This is a genomic window from Delftia sp. HK171, assembly GCF_001886655.1.
Classification (GTDB): domain Bacteria; phylum Pseudomonadota; class Gammaproteobacteria; order Burkholderiales; family Burkholderiaceae_C; genus Comamonas; species Comamonas acidovorans.
Genome location: NZ_CP018101.1, coordinates 6,282,475 through 6,298,162 on the forward strand (window position 1 = coordinate 6,282,475; position 15,688 = coordinate 6,298,162).

Consider the following 15,688-nt stretch of genomic DNA (forward strand, 5'->3'; position numbering starts at 1 on the left):
CCTCCCCCCCATTGCCGGCATGCCCCGCTCCTGCCTGTGCCTTGCCCTGGCTGCCATCCCCGTGATGGCCTTCTCCCAGGCCGCCGACGCACCGTCCACGCAACTGGAAACCGTGCAGATCCAGGCCGAGAAGCAGCAGAACAACGAAGACAACTTCGTCGCCCGCAAAACCACGGGCGTGCTGCGCTCCGATGCGCCGCTGTTCGAGACCGCGCAGTCCATCAGCGTGGTGACCCAGCGGCAGATCGAGGAAAAACAGGTCAGGTCCGTGGCCGAGGCGCTGGAGAGCGTGGCCGGCGTTGCGTCCGGCTCGTACGGCCGGCGCGGCTGGGATGACTTCATCATCCGCGGCCAGATCTCCAGCGCGCAAACCTATGTGGACGGACTGCGGGCGCAGACCTCCACCAATGTGCTGCGCTCCGAGGACATCTTCGGCATCGGCTCCATCGAAGTGGTCAAGGGCCCCACCTCGGTGGGCTTCGGCCTGGCCCTGCCGGGCGGCCTGGTCAACCTGACCACCAAGCGCCCGCAGGCCGAGTCGTTCTCGCGCGCCGGCATCAGCGTGGGCAGCTATGGATTGAAGGAGGCCAACTTCGACCTGAACTACTCGCCCGACGCAAGCCGCAAGGGCGCCTTCCGCATCGTGGGCCGCGCGTCCGACCAGAACGATCCCACGGACTACGTCTACTTCAAGAACCAGTACCTGGCGGGCTCCTACAACTTCGACCTGGACGGCAGGAACGAGCTGTCCGTCATCGCCAGCTACCAGCACCGCAACTACATCCGCAACCAGGGCATTCCGCAGAACTACGAGAAGTACGGGCGCAATGTCTTCATCGGCGAACCCGACCGCAGCTACGAGGTGGACTCCTACCGCCTGGGCGCCAACTACGCGCACTACTTCGACAACGAATGGGTGTTCCGCCAGAACTTCGCGCTTACCAAGGGCAGCAGCCTGAGCAACTCGGTCTTTGCGGCGGCCAATGCCAGGTTCCCCCTGGTCGCGCGCCAGATCAACTACCAGGACAAGCAGGACGTCAACATCGCCCTGGACAACTACCTGCAGCGCAACTTCCGATTCGACCGCGTGAACTACGAGCTGACCGCCGGCATCGACATGATGCGAGAGCGCAGCGACTACTACCAGCGCGTGGACAACATCAACCCCTTCAACGCCGACAACCCGGTCTATGGCGTCACCTCCATCAAGGAGGGCAAGCCCTCGCACAACCTGACCTACAGCCAGTACGTGGGCCTGTACCTGCGCAACACCATCAAGATCGACGAGAAATGGATCGTCGGCCTGAATGGCCGCCATGACTGGACGCGCGTGGAAATCCAGGACAGGCTGGCCGGCGGCTCCGTCAGCAACAGCAACACCGCCTTCACGGGCAGCGCCTCGCTGATGTACCAGGCCAGCGAGTTCCTGGCACCCTACGTCAGCTACTCCACCTCCTTCATGCCCGTGACGGATGCCGGCATCAACGGCACGCTGCTCAATCCCGAAGAGGGCAAGCAGACCGAACTGGGCGTGAAATTCCAGGCCCTTGACCGGCGCGTGCAAGGCTATCTGGCGGTGTATGACCTGCGGCGCAAGAACGTCACCGAGAACGACGCCACCCTGGGCTACGCCGTCCAGACCGGCGAGCAGACCACCAAGGGTTTCGAAGCGGAAGTCGTCGCCTCGCTGACGCGGCAATGGAATGTCTCGGCCGCCTACAGCTACATTCCCTCGGCCCGGACGTCCCAAAGCCTGACGGCCAGCGAAATCGGCAAGCGCATCAACCATGTGCCCAAGAACGCAGGCGCCGTCTTCACGCAGTACTACTTCAACCCCGACCGCCTGGGCTGGAACATGGGCGCAGGCCTGCGCATGCAGGGCGCCCGCACGGCGCAGCGCGGCACGGCCTTCGTCAACCTGGCCAAGTACACCCTGCTCGACCTGAACGTGGGCTATGAAGCGAAGTCATGGGGCCTGAGCCTGGCCATCAAGAACCTGCTGGACAAGGACTACGTCCAGGGCACCACACCGAACGCGCAGCTGCTGAGCTTCGGCAGCCCGCGCACGCTGATGGTGAGTGCCAGGTTCAAGTACTGAGGCTGGCTGGCTCCTTCAAGCATGCGAGCCTTTCAGCGAAGGTGCGCAACCCGGCGCCGCCGATAGGCGGGCGCCGGCTGCGCCCCGGCTTCATGGCCCCTTGCGCAGCGAGATCGGCGTGCCCCAGACCGGGTCGGCCGCGCCCTGGCGGCCCAGCGTGGTGACCTGCATGGGCACCAGGCGTGCCATCAGCTTTTCCTGCTCGGCGTTGAGATTGGCGCGCGTGGCCAGATAGTTGCGCGTGAACTCCATGGGCGGCGGCAGTGTGTGGACGGTGAAGTCTTCCAGCGGGCATTCCACCTTCTCGGCCGCCACCTTGCGGCAGCCGGCCTGTCGGAACTGGTAGCTGGGCGTCTTCAGGTGCGAACGCTGGCTCAGCACCAGTTGGCCGCCCTCCAGCGTGAAGCTGGCCAGCGCCTGCCTGGGCGGCACGCGCACCTGGACCTTGAGTGCAGGAATGTCGCGCGAATCCGTGTCCTGGTAGTAGCCCGCCGCCATGCCCGGCGTGCTGTCGGTGACCATGCGCTCGCCCCAGGCCACGCAATTGCCCGAGGCGCGGTGCACCGTGGTGCAGTACTTCTCGATCCGGCTTTGCGAGTGCGTCGTGCCCTCCTTCCAGTTCATCTCGGTATAGAACTGGCGATAGGTTTCCGGCGACAACGTGGCCGTTCCAAGGGTGCCGCGGCCTGAGCCGGCGGCCCCGGCCTTGGCGCCCAGCTGGTCAAGCTGGGCATTGAGCCGGTAGTCGTCACCCCCCGTCATCAGGTACTTGCCCGGCGGCAGCACATGGACCTCGAAGGCCTTGAACAGATAGGTGGTCTTGGGGTCGCGCTGCAGCGCGTTGTTCTGGAACTTGCGGCCAAACACGATCTCCGGCTTGTCCTCATGGGTCCAGACCACGTTGGGAGTCCACTTCGACATGCCATCGGCGTCGGCCAGCGACTTGTGCGGCGTCAGATCAGCCACCAGCACCACGGCCATGTTGGCCTTCAAGGCTTCGCTGATCACCCACAGCGCCTTTGCCTGCTCCGCTTCCTCCTTCTCAAGCTGCCCGCTGGAAGGCGGCGCGGCACACCCTGACAATCCCAGGGCGAGCACCAGGGTCGGCAAAACGAAGCAGGGGCGCTGCAGTGTCATCGTTGAAATCCTTGGGGGTTGATGCTGGAAAGGCGTCATTTTGCGGGGAGATCTCCGGCGGCCCCTGCCAGGGGCAGGCCCTCGACACGGAAAAGCCGCCCGAAGGCGGCCGGTTCCAGGGAGCGCTGCACCAGCGCTGGCTGCGATCAATCAGCGTTGCTGTGGCTGGCGCAAAGGCTGCCCTTGTTGGCGGACGTTCGCCTTGCACTGCATCTGGCTGTAGTTCCTGTCCGTGATGGGTTGCCCCATCTGCATGGGAACATGGACCGGATGCCGCGGGCCTCTCGTGGGAAGAAGCTGTTTCATGGTTCCATCCTCACGTCAAACGGAACGCCGCCCAGCCCGTCAGCGGGGCTGATTGGGCTGCTGCTGGCCTGGCTGGTTCTGGCCAGGTTGCTTGTGCTGGGGGTTGTCCTGCTGCTGCTGTCCCGGGTTTTGCTGGTTCGGGTTCTGCTGCTGCGGGTTGTTTTGCTGCTGCTGTTGCTGGTCGTTTTGCTGAGCCATGGGTATCTCCTTCACATGGTGGTCAAAGAGGCGCGTCAAACGAAGCGCCCGACTGCAGCGCAGATATGCACTGCGCTGGTAACCAGTGTGGGACCAGGCATGCGGCTCAGCCGTAGGACCGGCCACAGCGTGCGCAGCCCCATGTTGCGATACCGCAGGTAGGCCAGCCGCCGGGTGTCCGACGGACATTTCGCACAGGGGCACGGAGACCAGGGCAGGTCACGACCTGCGCCCTGGTGCCCTCAACCCTCTGCCTCACTCCACCGTCACGCTCTTGGCCAGATTGCGCGGCTTGTCCACGTCGGTGCCGCGTGCGCAGGCCGTGTGGTAGGCCAGCAGCTGCAGCGGGACCACGTGCAGGATGGGGCTCAGGGCGCCGTAGTTCTCGGGCATGCGGATGACGTGCATGCCTTCGCTGCTCTCGATGTTGGTCTTGGCATCGGCCAGCACATAGAGCACGCCGCCGCGCGCGCGCACTTCCTGCATGTTGCTCTTGAGCTTTTCCAGCAGCTCGTCGTTGGGCGCGACCGTGACCACGGGCATGGCGCTGTCCACCAGGGCCAGCGGGCCGTGCTTGAGCTCGCCCGCCGGATAGGCCTCGGCGTGGATGTAGCTGATTTCCTTGAGCTTGAGCGCGCCTTCCAGCGCAATCGGGTAGTGGATGCCACGGCCCAGGAAGAGCGCGTTCTCGCGCTTGGCGAAGTCCTCGGACCAGCTGATGACCTGGGGCTCCAGCGCCAGCACCGATTGCAGGGCCACGGGCAGGTGGCGCATGGCGGCCAGGTACTGCTGCTCCTTTTCCTCGCTCAGGCGCCCTTGCGACTGCGCCAGGGCCAGGGTCAGCAGGAACAGGCCCGCCAGCTGGGTGGTGAAGGCCTTGGTGGAGGCCACGCCGATCTCCACCCCGGCGCGCGTGATGTAGGCCAGCTCGCATTCGCGCACCATGGCGCTGGTGGCCACGTTGCAGACGGTCAGCGTGTGCTTCATGCCCAGGCCCTGCGCATGGCGCAGCGCGGCCAGGGTGTCGGCGGTCTCGCCCGACTGGCTGATGGTGACGACCAGGGTCTTGGGATGGGGAACGCTGGTGCGGTAGCGGTACTCGCTGGCCACTTCCACGCTGCAGGGCAGGCCGGCCAGCGCTTCGATCCAGTACTTGGCCGTGCAGCCGCTGTAGTAGCTGGTGCCGCAGGCCAGGATGAGCACGCGGTCGATTTCCTTGAACACGCGCCAGGCCGAGGTGCCGGCCTTGCCGTCCGAGCCCGCGCCGTCGAACAGCTCGGGCACGATGGCCTGCACGCCTTCCAGCGTGTCGGCAATGGCGCGCGGCTGCTCGAAGATTTCCTTTTGCATGTAGTGGCGGTAGGGCCCCAGCTCGGCCGCGCCGCTGTGGGCGTGCACGGTGCGCACGGGGCGCTGCTCGGGCGCCAGGCGCTCGCCGCCCTTGCCCACCAGCCAGTAGCGGCCGGGCTGCAGGTCCACGATGTCGCCCTCTTCCAGGTAGACGATCTGGTCGGTCACGCCGGCCAGGGCCATGGCGTCGCTGGCCAGGAAATGCTCGGCGCCCTCCTGGCCCACGCCCAGGATCAGCGGCGAGCCGGCGCGCGAGCCGACCACGCGCTGCGGCTCGTCCTTGTGCATGACGGCGATGGCGAAGGCGCCATGCAGCCGCTGCGTGGCGGCCTGCACGGCCTCGAACAGGTCGCCGCCGTAGAGGCTGTCCACCAGGTGGGCGATGACCTCGGTATCGGTCTGGCTGGCGAAGACATAGCCCTTGGACTGCAGCTCGGCGCGCAGGGCTTCGTAGTTTTCGATGATGCCGTTGTGCACCAGGGCCACGCGGGCCGGCTGGTCGGTGTCGGCCACGGGCGAGACGCCGGGGCCGTGGCTGAAATGCGGATGGGCGTTGCGCACGGCCGGCTCGCCATGCGTGGCCCAGCGCGTGTGGGCAATGCCGGTGTGGCCGATGACCTTGTCCTGCTGCACCTGGGCCATGAGTTCGGCCACGCGCGCCGTGGAGCGGGCGCGCTGCAGGCCCTGGCTGTGCACGCCCTGGGCGTCCAGCGCCTGCACGGCCACGCCGCAGGAGTCATAGCCGCGATATTCCAGGCGCTGCAGGCCCTGGACGAGAACGGGGACGATATCGCGGAAGGAAACCGCTGCGACGATGCCACACATGGACAAGCTCCTTGTTTCGAGATGACGACGGATGCTACGCAGGTTGAAAAGAAATTTCTCGCCAAATTTCTTTATCTATTGAACTAATATTTCATCAAAACCAGCACAAGAAATATTATTTCAATTCACAGAATTCAATGACACAAAATTCCATAGAACTGGACGCCACCGATCTGCGGTTGCTGCAATTGCTGCAGGTCGATGCCAGCCGCAGCAACCAGGCCCTGGCCGCGCTGCTGCAGCTGTCGCCGCCCACCTGCCTGCGCCGCGTGCGGCGGTTGCAGGAGACCGGGCTGATCGAGCGGCAGGTGGCCATCCTCCAGCCGGAACGCCTGGCCGCCGCCCTGGGCCACGGGCTGCAGGCCATCGTGGAAGTCTCGCTGGACCGCCAGGACAGTGATTCGCTGGACAGCTTCGAGCGCCGCGCCGTGGCGCTGGACGCCGTGCAGCAGTGCTGGCGCGTGTCGGCCGGGCCTGATTTCATCCTCGTGGTGGCCGCGCCCGACATGCCGGCCTACCTGGAGTTGAGCCGCGCGCTATTCACGGGCGACGCCAACGTGCGCAATGTCAAGAGTTTTTTCAGCGTCAAGCGCGCCAAGTTTTCCACCGCCATGCCGCTGCCGTCCACAAATCCCGGAACAGCCGCCGAATGAGGCCAGGAGCCTTGATTTTGTGAGTATTTGTGCTCATCAGGAAGCTACGCTGCATCGGGCCCGCGTAGGACAACAGGCCTGCAATGTGTCCCGAACGCCAACTTTGGGCAACGTTAAACTTTAAGGCGTTGCGCACGCACGGGGACAATGATACAAATTGATGCAACAACACTTTCTGACGCGCTAGGCAATCGGCGCGCACTCGGCTCGCACCGCCATGTCCTTGCGCCAGCGCATCCATCGCCGAACCTACCCCTTGCGCGTCTCCAGCATGGCATTGGGCGGCCTCGTCGTGGGCACGGCCATGACCGAGATGGGCGCCAGCCCGGCGGTCTGGGGCTTTGTGCTGGTGAGCGCCCTGGTCTGGCCGCACATCGCCTTTTTGCACGCCCGCCACAGCCGTGACAGCCACCGCGCCGAACACGCCAATCTGCAGATAGACGCGCTGATCATCGGCAGCTGGATTCCCGTGATGCATTTCTGCGCATTGCCCAGCATTGCGCTGCTGGCCATCAGCATTGCCGACCGCAACCACACGGCCACGCGCGACGGCTGGCTGCAATCGCTGGTGGCCACCTTGCTGGCCGCCGCGCTGGTGGCCCTGCTGCTGCGGCCCGTGCCCGACTGGGAGGCCAGCCTGGCCGTGCAGCTGAGCATGCTGCCCCTGCTCCTGCTGCACAGCGTGTTCTCCAGCTGGTCCACGCGCCAGCTGGTGCGCAAGCTGGCGCGCCAGAACGTGAAGCTGCAGGTGCTCAGCCGCATCGACCCGCTGACCACGCTGTACAGCCGGGACTACTGGTGGCAAAAGGCCCGCGCCGCGCTGCGCGACTACCGGCAGACGCAGGCCTCGGCCTGCCTGCTGATCGTGGACATAGACCACTTCAAGCGCATCAACGACAGCTTTGGCCACACCGTGGGCGACGAGGTGCTGCAGGCCATAGGCCTGACCATCCGGCACTGCCTGCGCTCGCACGACGCGGCGGGCCGCTATGGCGGTGACGAGTTCGCCGTGCTGTGCATGCACACCCAGCTGGACGACGCCTATGCGGTGGCGCTGCGTATACGCAACCAGTTGAGCCAGCTGCGCGTGCGCGAGCATCCCCAGCTGCGCGTGAGCGCCAGCATTGGCGTGGCGGCGGCGGACCCGAGCTTTCTGTCGGTCAAGGACTGGATCAATGCGGCCGACAGCGCGCTCTACAGCGCCAAGGATGCCGGGCGCGACCAGGTGATTCCCGCCGCGCCGCTGATGGCCGGCAGCGCGCCTGCCCGAGCGGGAACAGGCTCGGACACAGACCCCGATACTGGCCCCGACACGGGCCCGGACACCAGGGACTCCCACCCCACGCACCAGCCCGAGCCGGACGACACGCTGATCTGACCGCAGGCGCCAGCGGCAGGCGGTCTCAGAGCCCGCGATCGGCGCGCCGCACTTCGCCGCCGGGCCAGTTCAGGCAAACGCAGCAGCCGCCCGCGGGCGTGGCGCGGATGGTGGCCTCGCCGCCGTGGCGGCGCATCACGCCGCGCACCAGGGCCAGGCCCGTGCCCAGGCCGGGGAACTCGGATTCGCGGTGCATGCGCTGGAAGATGCCGAACAGCGCTCCCGCACGCGAGGGATCGAACCCCACGCCGTTGTCCGTCACGCTGAGCGTGATGCCGCCGTCGGCATGGCGCTCCACATCGATGGCAATGCGCGGCTGGTCCACGGGCCGGGTGAACTTGACGGCGTTGTCCAGCAGCGCCTCCAGCACCTGGCGCAGCAGGGCCGCGTCGGCACGCACGGCGGGACTTTGCTGCGGCAGGCTCCATTGCAGCCGCGCAGCCGCGCCGCAGGCCGCCCAGCGCGGCTGCGCCAGCACGGCCGTGCGCGCCTGCTCCAGCAGCTCCTGCAAGGCGACGGGCTGCCACTGCATGGGCGTGCGCGCGGCGCGCGACAGGGCCAGCAGGCCGTCGAGCATGCCGCCCATGCGGCGCGCCGACTGGTCCATGGTCTGCAGGAAGCCGCGCGCCTCCTGCAGCTCCTGCGGCGAAGGCGCGGCCTGCGACAGCAGCTCATCGACCAGGGGGCCGAAGGACAGCACATGGCGCAGCGGCGCGCGCAGGTCGTGCGACACCGCATGCAGCCATTCCTGCTGCGCGGCGCGCAGGGCCTGCAGTTCCTGCTCCCGCTGGGCCAGGCGCTCCAGCGCATCCTGCAACGTGCGGGGAGGGCCCTGCAGGTCGGCGGCGGGGTCGGGGGGCGGATGGGGTGCGAAAGGTTCCGTCATGGCATGGACAGGGTCAGGAGATTCGGCAAATCGGCGTACCCCGTACGGGACCCGCCGGCGATGCGGGCCCTCGAGCCCACGTGTCTCGGAAGTCTCAGGACTTGGGCAGTTTGACTGGGCGCTTCCAGCTGGTGATGCTCACCTGCCTGCCCCGCGATACCGTGAGCACGCCGGGCTCGGTGCTCTTGGTGACCGTGGAGCCGCCGCCCACCGTGCCGCCCGCGCCAATGGTCACGGGCGCCACCAGCACGCAGTTGCTGCCGATGTGCACGTCGGCCTCGATCACCGTGCGGTGCTTGTTCACGCCGTCATAGTTGGCCGTGATGGAGCCGGCGCCGTAGTTGACGCGCTCGCCCACCGTGGCATCGCCCAGGTAGGCCAGGTGGTTGGCCTTGGCACCATCGGCCAGCACGGAGTTCTTGACCTCGACGAAGTTGCCGATGTGCACTTCGCGGCCCAGTTGCGCTCCGGGGCGCAGGCGCGCAAACGGGCCGACCAGGGCGCCCTCGCCCACGCTGACGCCGGCCTTCTCGCCATCGACATGCGTGTACGGATGGATGACGGCGCCCGCCGCAATCGTGGCGTTGGCAATGCTGCAATAGGCGCCGATGCGCGCGCCTTCGCCAATCTCCACATGGCCGCTGAAGATGCAGCCCACGTCGATCTCCACATCCTGCCCGCAGGCCAGACGTGCGGCGCGGCCCGTGCGCGGGTCGTCGCGCAGGTCAAAGCGCGCGGGGTCGGCCAGGCGCACGCCCTGCTCCATCAGCGCACGGGCCTGGGCGCCCTGGTGGGCGCGCTCCAGCTCGGCCAGTTGCAGCGGGCTGTTGACGCCCGCCACCTGCACCGGGTCGGCAATGCAGTGCGCGACCACGGGCACGCCGTCGGCCACGGCCATGGCGACCACGTCGGTCAGGTAGTACTCGCCCTGGGCGTTGTCATTGGTCAGGCGGGCCAGCCAGCCGGCCAGGTGGCGGGCCGGCACGGCCATGATGCCGCTGTAGATTTCCTGGATGGCGCGCTGGGCGTCATTGGCATCCTTTTGCTCGACGATGCGCTGCACCGTGCCGTCTTCGCCGCGCACGATGCGGCCGTAGCCTGTGGGATCGGGCAGGCGCACGGTCAGCAGCGCCAGCCGCTGGCCATCGGCCGCATCGACCAGGGCGCGCAGCGTGTCGGCCTGCGTCAGCGGCACATCGCCCGAGAGCACGATGACCATGCCATCGCCCGCCAGCGCGGGCACGGCCTGCTGCACCGCGTGGCCCGTGCCCAGCTGCGGCTCCTGGCGCACGAACTTCAGCGCCATGGAGCCGCCCTGGCAGGCCGCCGCCATGGCGGGCTCCACCTGGTCCGCGCCGTGGCCCGTGACCACCACGGCCGAGCGCGCATCCAGCTGCGCCGCCGTGGACAGCACATGGCCCAGCAACGGGCGCCCCGCCAGGCGCTGCAGGACTTTGGGAAGGCGGCTTTTCATGCGCGTGCCCTTGCCCGCGGCCATGATGACGAGATCCAGAGGTGCTGTCATAGGTGATTCATCCAAAACGCCAGAACCTGTGCCGGCAACGCCGCCGATTATCTGCCCGCCAAGGGCTGCGGCCGGTCACACGATTGACGTATGCTGGCGGCGCCATGCCCCATGCCACCACTGCACCCGTTCCCCTGCTGCGCACACGCGCCATCGGAGCCGGCCATCTGCGTGCCTTCCTGGCCGTGGCCCGGCACCTGAATTTCCGCGCGGCCGCCGACGAGCTGTCGCTGACGCAGTCGGCCGTGAGCCGCCAGATCCAGTCGCTGGAGGATGAAGTCGGCGTGCCGCTGTTCCTGCGCCACACGCGCGCCGTGGAGCTGACCGGGGCCGGCGCCCAGCTGCTGCGCTCGGTGGCGCCTGCGCTGGAGCAGATCGACGCCTCGGTGCGCCAGATCCGCCAGACCGTGGGCCGCAAGAGCGTGGCCATCACCACCTGGGCCAGCTTTGCCGCCATGTGGCTGATCCCGCGCCTGGAGTCCTTCCAGCGCGCCTGGCCCGATATCGACATCCGCATCGACACCAGCGACACCGTGATGGACCTGGACACCACCGACGTGGACCTGGCCCTGCGCTACGGCCGCGCGGGCGACGGCTGGCCCCAGGCGCAGCGCCTGTTCGGCGAGCAGCTGGCCGTGGTGGCCAGCCCGCGCCTGCTGGCCGGCGGCCCGCCGCTCAGGACGCCGGCCGATGCCGCGCGCTACACGCTGATCGAGACCGGCGACGCCCACCGCATGCCCCAGCTGGAATGGCTGGGCTGGCAGCGCTGGTTCGGCGTGCAGGGCTGCGACCAGCTGCAGCCGCCGCGCTGGCTGTACTTCAACTACGCCCACCAGATCGTGCAGGCCGCCCTGGCCGGACAGGGCCTGGCGATTGCGCGGCTGCCGCTGGTGGCCGATGCGCTGGCGGCTGGCGACCTGGTCGAGGTGCTGCCCGCGCACCGGCTGGAATCGCCGCTGGCCTACTGGCTGATCGTGGGCCCGCGCAGCGCCGCGCGTCCCGAGGTGGCCGCCTTCTGCCGGTGGCTGCAGGAGCAGGCCGAGGTCACGCGCGAAACCGTCGAATCGCCCCCGGCTTGAAAAATGCCCCCACGCTCCCCAGAAGGGGCCGTTTTCATCTTGGGGCGGCCCGGCGATGAAAAAAGGACGCGGGCATGCCGGCGTCCTTCATTCCTGTGCAGCCGGGCGCATGGCCCGGCGCGGGCATCAGCCCAGCGTCACGCGCGCAAACTTGCGCTTGCCCACCTGCACCACATAGGTGCCGGCTTCGAGCTTGAGGCCCCGGTCGCTGATGGCCGTGCCGTCCACGCGCACGCCGCCGCCGTCGATCAGGCGGTTGGCCTCGCTGGTCGATGGCGCCAGGTTGGCCTGCTTGAGCAGGGCACCGATGCCCAGCGGCGCGCCCGACAGGCTGACCTCGTCGATCTGGTCGGGAATGCCGCCCTTGCTGCGGTTGTTGAAATCCTGCTCGGCCGCATCGGCCAGCGCCGCGCTGTGAAAACGCGCCGTGATCTCCTTGGCCAGCAGCACCTTGGCGTCCTTGGGATTGCGCCCGCCTTCCACCTCGGCCTTGAGCGCGGCGATCTCGGCCAGGCTCTTGAACGACAGCAGGGTGTACCAGTTCCACATCAGCGTGTCCGAGATGCTCAGCACCTTGGCGAACATGGTGTTGGCGTCCTCGGTGATGCCGATGTAGTTGTTCTTGGACTTGGACATCTTGTGCTCGCCGTCCAGGCCCACCAGCAGCGGCATGGTGAGCACGCACTGCGTGTCCTGCCCGTATTCCTGCTGCAGATGGCGGCCCATGAGCAGGTTGAACTTCTGGTCCGTGCCGCCCATCTCCAGGTCGGCGCGCAGCGCCACCGAGTCATAGCCCTGCAGCAGCGGGTAGAGGAACTCGTGCAGGCTGATGGAGCTGCCGTCGGTGAAGCGCTGGTGGAAGTCGTTGCGCTCCATCATGCGGGCCACCGTGTACTTGGCCGACAGCTCGATCATGCCGCGCGCGCCCAGCTTGTCGCACCACTCGCTGTTGTAGCGCACCTCGGTGCGGGCGGGGTCCAGCACCTTGGCGGCCTGGGTGTAGTAGGTCTCGGCGTTGACCTTGATCTGCTCGGCCGTCAGCGGCGGGCGCGTGCTGTTGCGGCCCGAAGGATCGCCGATCAGGGTGGTGAAGTCGCCGATCAGGAAGATCACCTGGTGGCCCAGGTCCTGCAGCTGGCGCATCTTGTTGAGCACCACGGTGTGGCCCAGATGGATGTCGGGCGCCGTCGGGTCCAGGCCCAGCTTGATGCGCAGCGGCACGCCGGTGGCCTCGGAACGGGCCAGCTTTTGCACCCAGTCCGCCTGGGGCAGCAGCTCATCCACGCCGCGCAGGGTGGTTTCAAGCGCTTGGCTTACACCGTCGGTGACCGGGTATATTGTAACAGCAGATTGATTCATAAGGGTTTTTCGCCAGGCCGCGTAGGACTGCGTCGGTATACTCCGGGGATTTTCCCGCTGCGGCGAATTCTAGACGCCCGCCTATCCGCACCGCAGAGCGCGGACTTGTTGCCCGTCTGGAGAGCGTATCCCGCCGCTGCGATGCTGTCCGTCCCCCGCAGGGCCGGATGCGCGCAACCCAAGGATCTGATGTTGTGAAATATGGCTTGAACCATGCCAGCGGTGCTCTTGTTGCGCGGCTGACCTCCGTGATCCAGCAACACCCCAAGCGTGTCACCGCAGCACTGGCAGCCATCTTGCTCACGGGCGGCGGCGGCGCCTTCGCCGTGGCCAACCTGGGACCCGATCCGGCAGACCTGCCGGTGCGCATGCTCTCCACACCCGTGGAATCGCTGGCCGAAGGCCAGACGCTGGCCGAGCTGACCGACAGCGTGCAGGGCATGTCCCTGTACCGTTCCGAATACACGCGCGGCAGCGACACGGCCGAAACCCTGCTCCAGCGCCTGGGCGTGGCCGATCCGGCCGCCGCCGCCTTCATGCGCGGCAACGACCAGGTTCGCCAGCATGTGCTGGGCCGCGCCGGCCGCCTGGTGACGGCCGAGACCACGCCCGACCACCAGCTGTCGCAGCTGACCGTGCGCTGGGCACCCGACGAGGACGGCAGCTTCCGCCGCCTGGTGGTCGAGCGCAAGAACAATGAACTGAGCACCCGCATCGAGACGGGCAAGCTGACGGCCTCGCCCCGCCTGGCTGGCGGCATCATCCGCAGCTCGCTGTTCGCCGCCACCGACGCGGCCTCCATCCCCGATGCCGTGGCCATGCAGATGGCCGACATCTTCCAGGGCGACGTGGACTTCCGCCGCAGCCTGCGCAAGGGCGACCGCTTCTCCGTGGTCTACGAATCGCTGGAAGCCGATGGCGAGCCGCTGCGCGCCGGCCGCGTGCTCAGCGCCGAATTCCACAACAACGGCAAGGTCGTGCAGGCGCTGTGGTTCCAGGACGAAGGCAAGGCCAAGGGCGACTACTACACCATGGACGGCAAGAGCCGCCGCCAGGCCTACCTGACCTCGCCCGTGGAGTTCTCGCGCATCAGCAGCGGCTTTGCCATGCGCATGCACCCCATCCACAAGACCTGGCGTGCCCACCTGGGCACGGACTTCGCCGCTGCCACGGGCACCAAGGTGCGTACCGTGGGCGACGGCACCGTCTCCTTCGCGGGCGTGCAGAACGGCTATGGCAACGTGATCTTCGTGGACCACGCCAACAACCACACCACGGTCTACGCCCACCTGAGCCACATCGGCGTCACGCGCGGCCAGCGCGTGGAGCAGGGCGACATCATCGGCAACGTGGGCTCCACGGGCTGGGCCACCGGCCCGCACCTGCACTTCGAGTTCCGCGTCAACGGCGAGCACCGCGATCCCATGACCATCGTCCAGGCCACCGATGCCGCCCGCCCCGTCTCCAAGGCCGGCCGCGCCGCCTTCGACAAGATGGCCGCGCAGATGCGCATCGAGCTGCAGGCATCGAACGAAGCACTGGCCCTGGCCAGCGAACGCTGAGCCACCGCGCTCCCATCCCGCAAAGGCTGCCCTGGCAGCCTTTGTTGTTTCAGGCGCATCCTTTTGTGATCGCGGCTCCCGGGCCGCAGGGCTACCATTGCCGGCATGAACCAGCCCACCCCCTCCCCCATCGCCCACCGCTACTGCATAGGCCTGATGTCCGGCACCTCGCTCGACGGGGTGGACGGCGTGCTTGTGGACTTTGCCGAAGGCACGCAGGTGCTGTGGCATGCCAGCCGGGGGTTTGACGCCGCGCTGCGCGCCGAGCTGCTGGCCCTCAACACCCCCGATGGCCGCGACGAGCTCCACCGCGCGGCGCTGGCGGCCAATGCGCTGGCGCGCAGCTATGCCGAGGTGGTGCGGGAACTGCTGCAGGCCACGGGCCTGGCGCCCGCGCAGATCGCCGCCATTGGCGCCCACGGCCAGACCGTGCGCCACCGGCCGCAGATGTTCGACGGCACGGGCTACACCTTGCAGCTCAACAGCCCGGCCCTGCTGGCCGAGCTCAGCGGCGTTGCCGTGGTGGCCGACCTGCGCAGCCGCGATGTGGCCGCGGGCGGCCAGGGTGCGCCACTGGTGCCCGCCTTCCACCAGGGCGTGTTCGGCCGGCCCGGCGAGACGGTGCTGGTGCTCAACATCGGCGGCATTGCCAATCTCAGCGTGCTGGCGGGCGATGGCACGGTGCTGGGCTTCGACTGCGGCCCCGGCAATGCGCTGATGGACGGCTGGTGCCAGACCCACAACGGCCAGCCCTATGACGACGGCGGCCAATGGGCGGCCACGGGCCAGGTGCTGCCCGCCCTGCTCGACCGCCTGCTGGCCGAGCCTTTCCTGCAGCAGCCGCCGCCCAAGAGCACGGGGCGCGACCTGTTCCACGCGGACTGGCTGGCCGGCCATCTTTCCGCCAGTGCAACCAGCGCCGCCGATGCCCGCCCTGCCGACGTGCAGGCCACGCTCACCGAATTCACGGCCCGCGCCTGCGCCGGTGCCGTGCAGCGCTTCGGGCGTGGCGGCGGCGAGCTGCTGGTCTGCGGCGGCGGCGCCTTCAACACGCAACTGATGCAGCGCATCGCCGCCTTGCTGCCTGGCGTGGCCGTGGACACCACGGCCGCGCGCGGCCTGCCGCCTCAGCAGGTGGAAGCCGCCGCCTTCGCCTGGCTGGCACGCCAGGCCCTGCTGGGTTTGCCCGGCAACCTGCCCGCCGTGACGGGCGCACGCGGCCCGCGCATCCTGGGCGCCATCCACCCCGCATAAAAAAACCATGCAAGGCATCCGCCAAGCATGGGCACACCAAACATCTTGCCTGAGCCCAAAGCCTATGAAACTGGCGCG

At 67.8% G+C, this 15,688-nt stretch carries 12 protein-coding genes; 6 read left to right on the forward strand and 6 right to left on the reverse strand.

Going from position 1 to position 15,688, the window contains the following annotated elements:
* The first annotated feature begins 19 nt into the window (after nt 1-19).
* Complete coding sequence (locus BO996_RS28105) at nt 20-2,098, forward strand: TonB-dependent siderophore receptor (protein ID WP_232240432.1); 2,079 nt, start codon at nt 20-22, stop codon at nt 2,096-2,098.
* 90 nt (nt 2,099-2,188) lie between these two features.
* Here BO996_RS28105 and BO996_RS28110 read toward each other — a convergent pair whose 3' ends face one another.
* The 3 genes from BO996_RS28110 to glmS form a co-directional block, all read right to left on the reverse strand.
* The gene (locus tag BO996_RS28110) at nt 2,189-3,235 is read right to left on the reverse strand and encodes a hypothetical protein (RefSeq protein WP_071956951.1); all 1,047 of its coding nucleotides are present in this window, start codon (nt 3,233-3,235) and stop codon (nt 2,189-2,191) included.
* 345 nt (nt 3,236-3,580) lie between these two features.
* Entirely contained in the window at nt 3,581-3,739 is a 159-nt protein-coding gene (locus tag BO996_RS29525; RefSeq protein WP_016448437.1) for a hypothetical protein, read from the reverse strand.
* A gap of 255 nt (nt 3,740-3,994) precedes the next feature.
* A complete protein-coding gene (gene glmS / locus BO996_RS28115; protein WP_071956952.1) occupies nt 3,995-5,914 on the reverse strand; it encodes a glutamine--fructose-6-phosphate transaminase (isomerizing) in 1,920 nt (639 codons plus the stop codon).
* A 137-nt stretch (nt 5,915-6,051) separates the two neighbouring features.
* Here glmS and BO996_RS28120 point away from each other — a divergent pair, with 137 nt between their 5' ends.
* Nucleotides 6,052-6,567, forward strand: coding sequence for an Lrp/AsnC family transcriptional regulator (locus BO996_RS28120; protein ID WP_012207697.1), 516 nt, complete (start codon nt 6,052-6,054; stop codon nt 6,565-6,567).
* A 217-nt stretch (nt 6,568-6,784) separates the two neighbouring features.
* On the forward strand, nt 6,785-7,945 hold the full coding sequence (locus tag BO996_RS28125) for a sensor domain-containing diguanylate cyclase (protein WP_071956953.1): 1,161 nt from the start codon (nt 6,785-6,787) through the stop codon (nt 7,943-7,945).
* A 25-nt stretch (nt 7,946-7,970) separates the two neighbouring features.
* Here the strand turns inward: BO996_RS28125 and BO996_RS28130 are convergent, their stop codons facing one another.
* Both BO996_RS28130 and glmU read right to left on the reverse strand, forming a co-directional pair.
* Nucleotides 7,971-8,831, reverse strand: a complete 861-nt coding sequence (locus BO996_RS28130) for a sensor histidine kinase (RefSeq protein WP_012207699.1) — start codon at nt 8,829-8,831, stop codon at nt 7,971-7,973.
* A gap of 94 nt (nt 8,832-8,925) precedes the next feature.
* Entirely contained in the window at nt 8,926-10,356 is a 1,431-nt protein-coding gene (gene glmU / locus BO996_RS28135) for a bifunctional UDP-N-acetylglucosamine diphosphorylase/glucosamine-1-phosphate N-acetyltransferase GlmU (protein ID WP_013800456.1), read from the reverse strand.
* Between the two features lie 104 nt (nt 10,357-10,460).
* Here glmU and BO996_RS28140 point away from each other — a divergent pair, with 104 nt between their 5' ends.
* On the forward strand, nt 10,461-11,435 hold the full coding sequence (locus BO996_RS28140; RefSeq protein WP_012207701.1) for a LysR substrate-binding domain-containing protein: 975 nt from the start codon (nt 10,461-10,463) through the stop codon (nt 11,433-11,435).
* Between the two features lie 126 nt (nt 11,436-11,561).
* Here BO996_RS28140 and tyrS read toward each other — a convergent pair whose 3' ends face one another.
* A complete protein-coding gene (gene tyrS / locus BO996_RS28145) occupies nt 11,562-12,794 on the reverse strand; it encodes a tyrosine--tRNA ligase (protein WP_071956954.1) in 1,233 nt (410 codons plus the stop codon).
* Nucleotides 12,795-12,961: 167 nt separating this feature from the next.
* Between tyrS and BO996_RS28150 the strand changes: the two genes are divergently transcribed.
* Nucleotides 12,962-14,356: a peptidoglycan DD-metalloendopeptidase family protein gene (locus tag BO996_RS28150; RefSeq protein ID WP_012207703.1), complete on the forward strand. Its 1,395-nt coding sequence runs from the start codon at nt 12,962-12,964 to the stop codon at nt 14,354-14,356.
* 105 nt (nt 14,357-14,461) lie between these two features.
* A complete protein-coding gene (locus tag BO996_RS28155; protein ID WP_071956955.1) occupies nt 14,462-15,610 on the forward strand; it encodes an anhydro-N-acetylmuramic acid kinase in 1,149 nt (382 codons plus the stop codon).
* Nucleotides 15,611-15,688 lie beyond the last annotated feature (78 nt).

What these genes read in the sequence shown, in the direction of transcription:
- BO996_RS28105 (WP_232240432.1), top strand. Translation starts at nt 20, where the DNA reads ATGCCCCGCTCCTGCCTGTGCCTTGCCCTGGCTGCCATCCCCGTGATG.
- BO996_RS28110 (WP_071956951.1), bottom strand. Translation starts at nt 3,235, where the DNA reads ATGACACTGCAGCGCCCCTGCTTCGTTTTGCCGACCCTGGTGCTCGCC.
- BO996_RS29525 (WP_016448437.1), bottom strand. Translation starts at nt 3,739, where the DNA reads ATGGCTCAGCAAAACGACCAGCAACAGCAGCAGCAAAACAACCCGCAG.
- glmS (WP_071956952.1), bottom strand. Translation starts at nt 5,914, where the DNA reads ATGTGTGGCATCGTCGCAGCGGTTTCCTTCCGCGATATCGTCCCCGTT.
- BO996_RS28120 (WP_012207697.1), top strand. Translation starts at nt 6,052, where the DNA reads ATGACACAAAATTCCATAGAACTGGACGCCACCGATCTGCGGTTGCTG.
- BO996_RS28125 (WP_071956953.1), top strand. Translation starts at nt 6,785, where the DNA reads ATGTCCTTGCGCCAGCGCATCCATCGCCGAACCTACCCCTTGCGCGTC.
- BO996_RS28130 (WP_012207699.1), bottom strand. Translation starts at nt 8,831, where the DNA reads ATGACGGAACCTTTCGCACCCCATCCGCCCCCCGACCCCGCCGCCGAC.
- glmU (WP_013800456.1), bottom strand. Translation starts at nt 10,356, where the DNA reads ATGACAGCACCTCTGGATCTCGTCATCATGGCCGCGGGCAAGGGCACG.
- BO996_RS28140 (WP_012207701.1), top strand. Translation starts at nt 10,461, where the DNA reads ATGCCCCATGCCACCACTGCACCCGTTCCCCTGCTGCGCACACGCGCC.
- tyrS (WP_071956954.1), bottom strand. Translation starts at nt 12,794, where the DNA reads ATGAATCAATCTGCTGTTACAATATACCCGGTCACCGACGGTGTAAGC.
- BO996_RS28150 (WP_012207703.1), top strand. Translation starts at nt 12,962, where the DNA reads ATGCGCGCAACCCAAGGATCTGATGTTGTGAAATATGGCTTGAACCAT.
- BO996_RS28155 (WP_071956955.1), top strand. Translation starts at nt 14,462, where the DNA reads ATGAACCAGCCCACCCCCTCCCCCATCGCCCACCGCTACTGCATAGGC.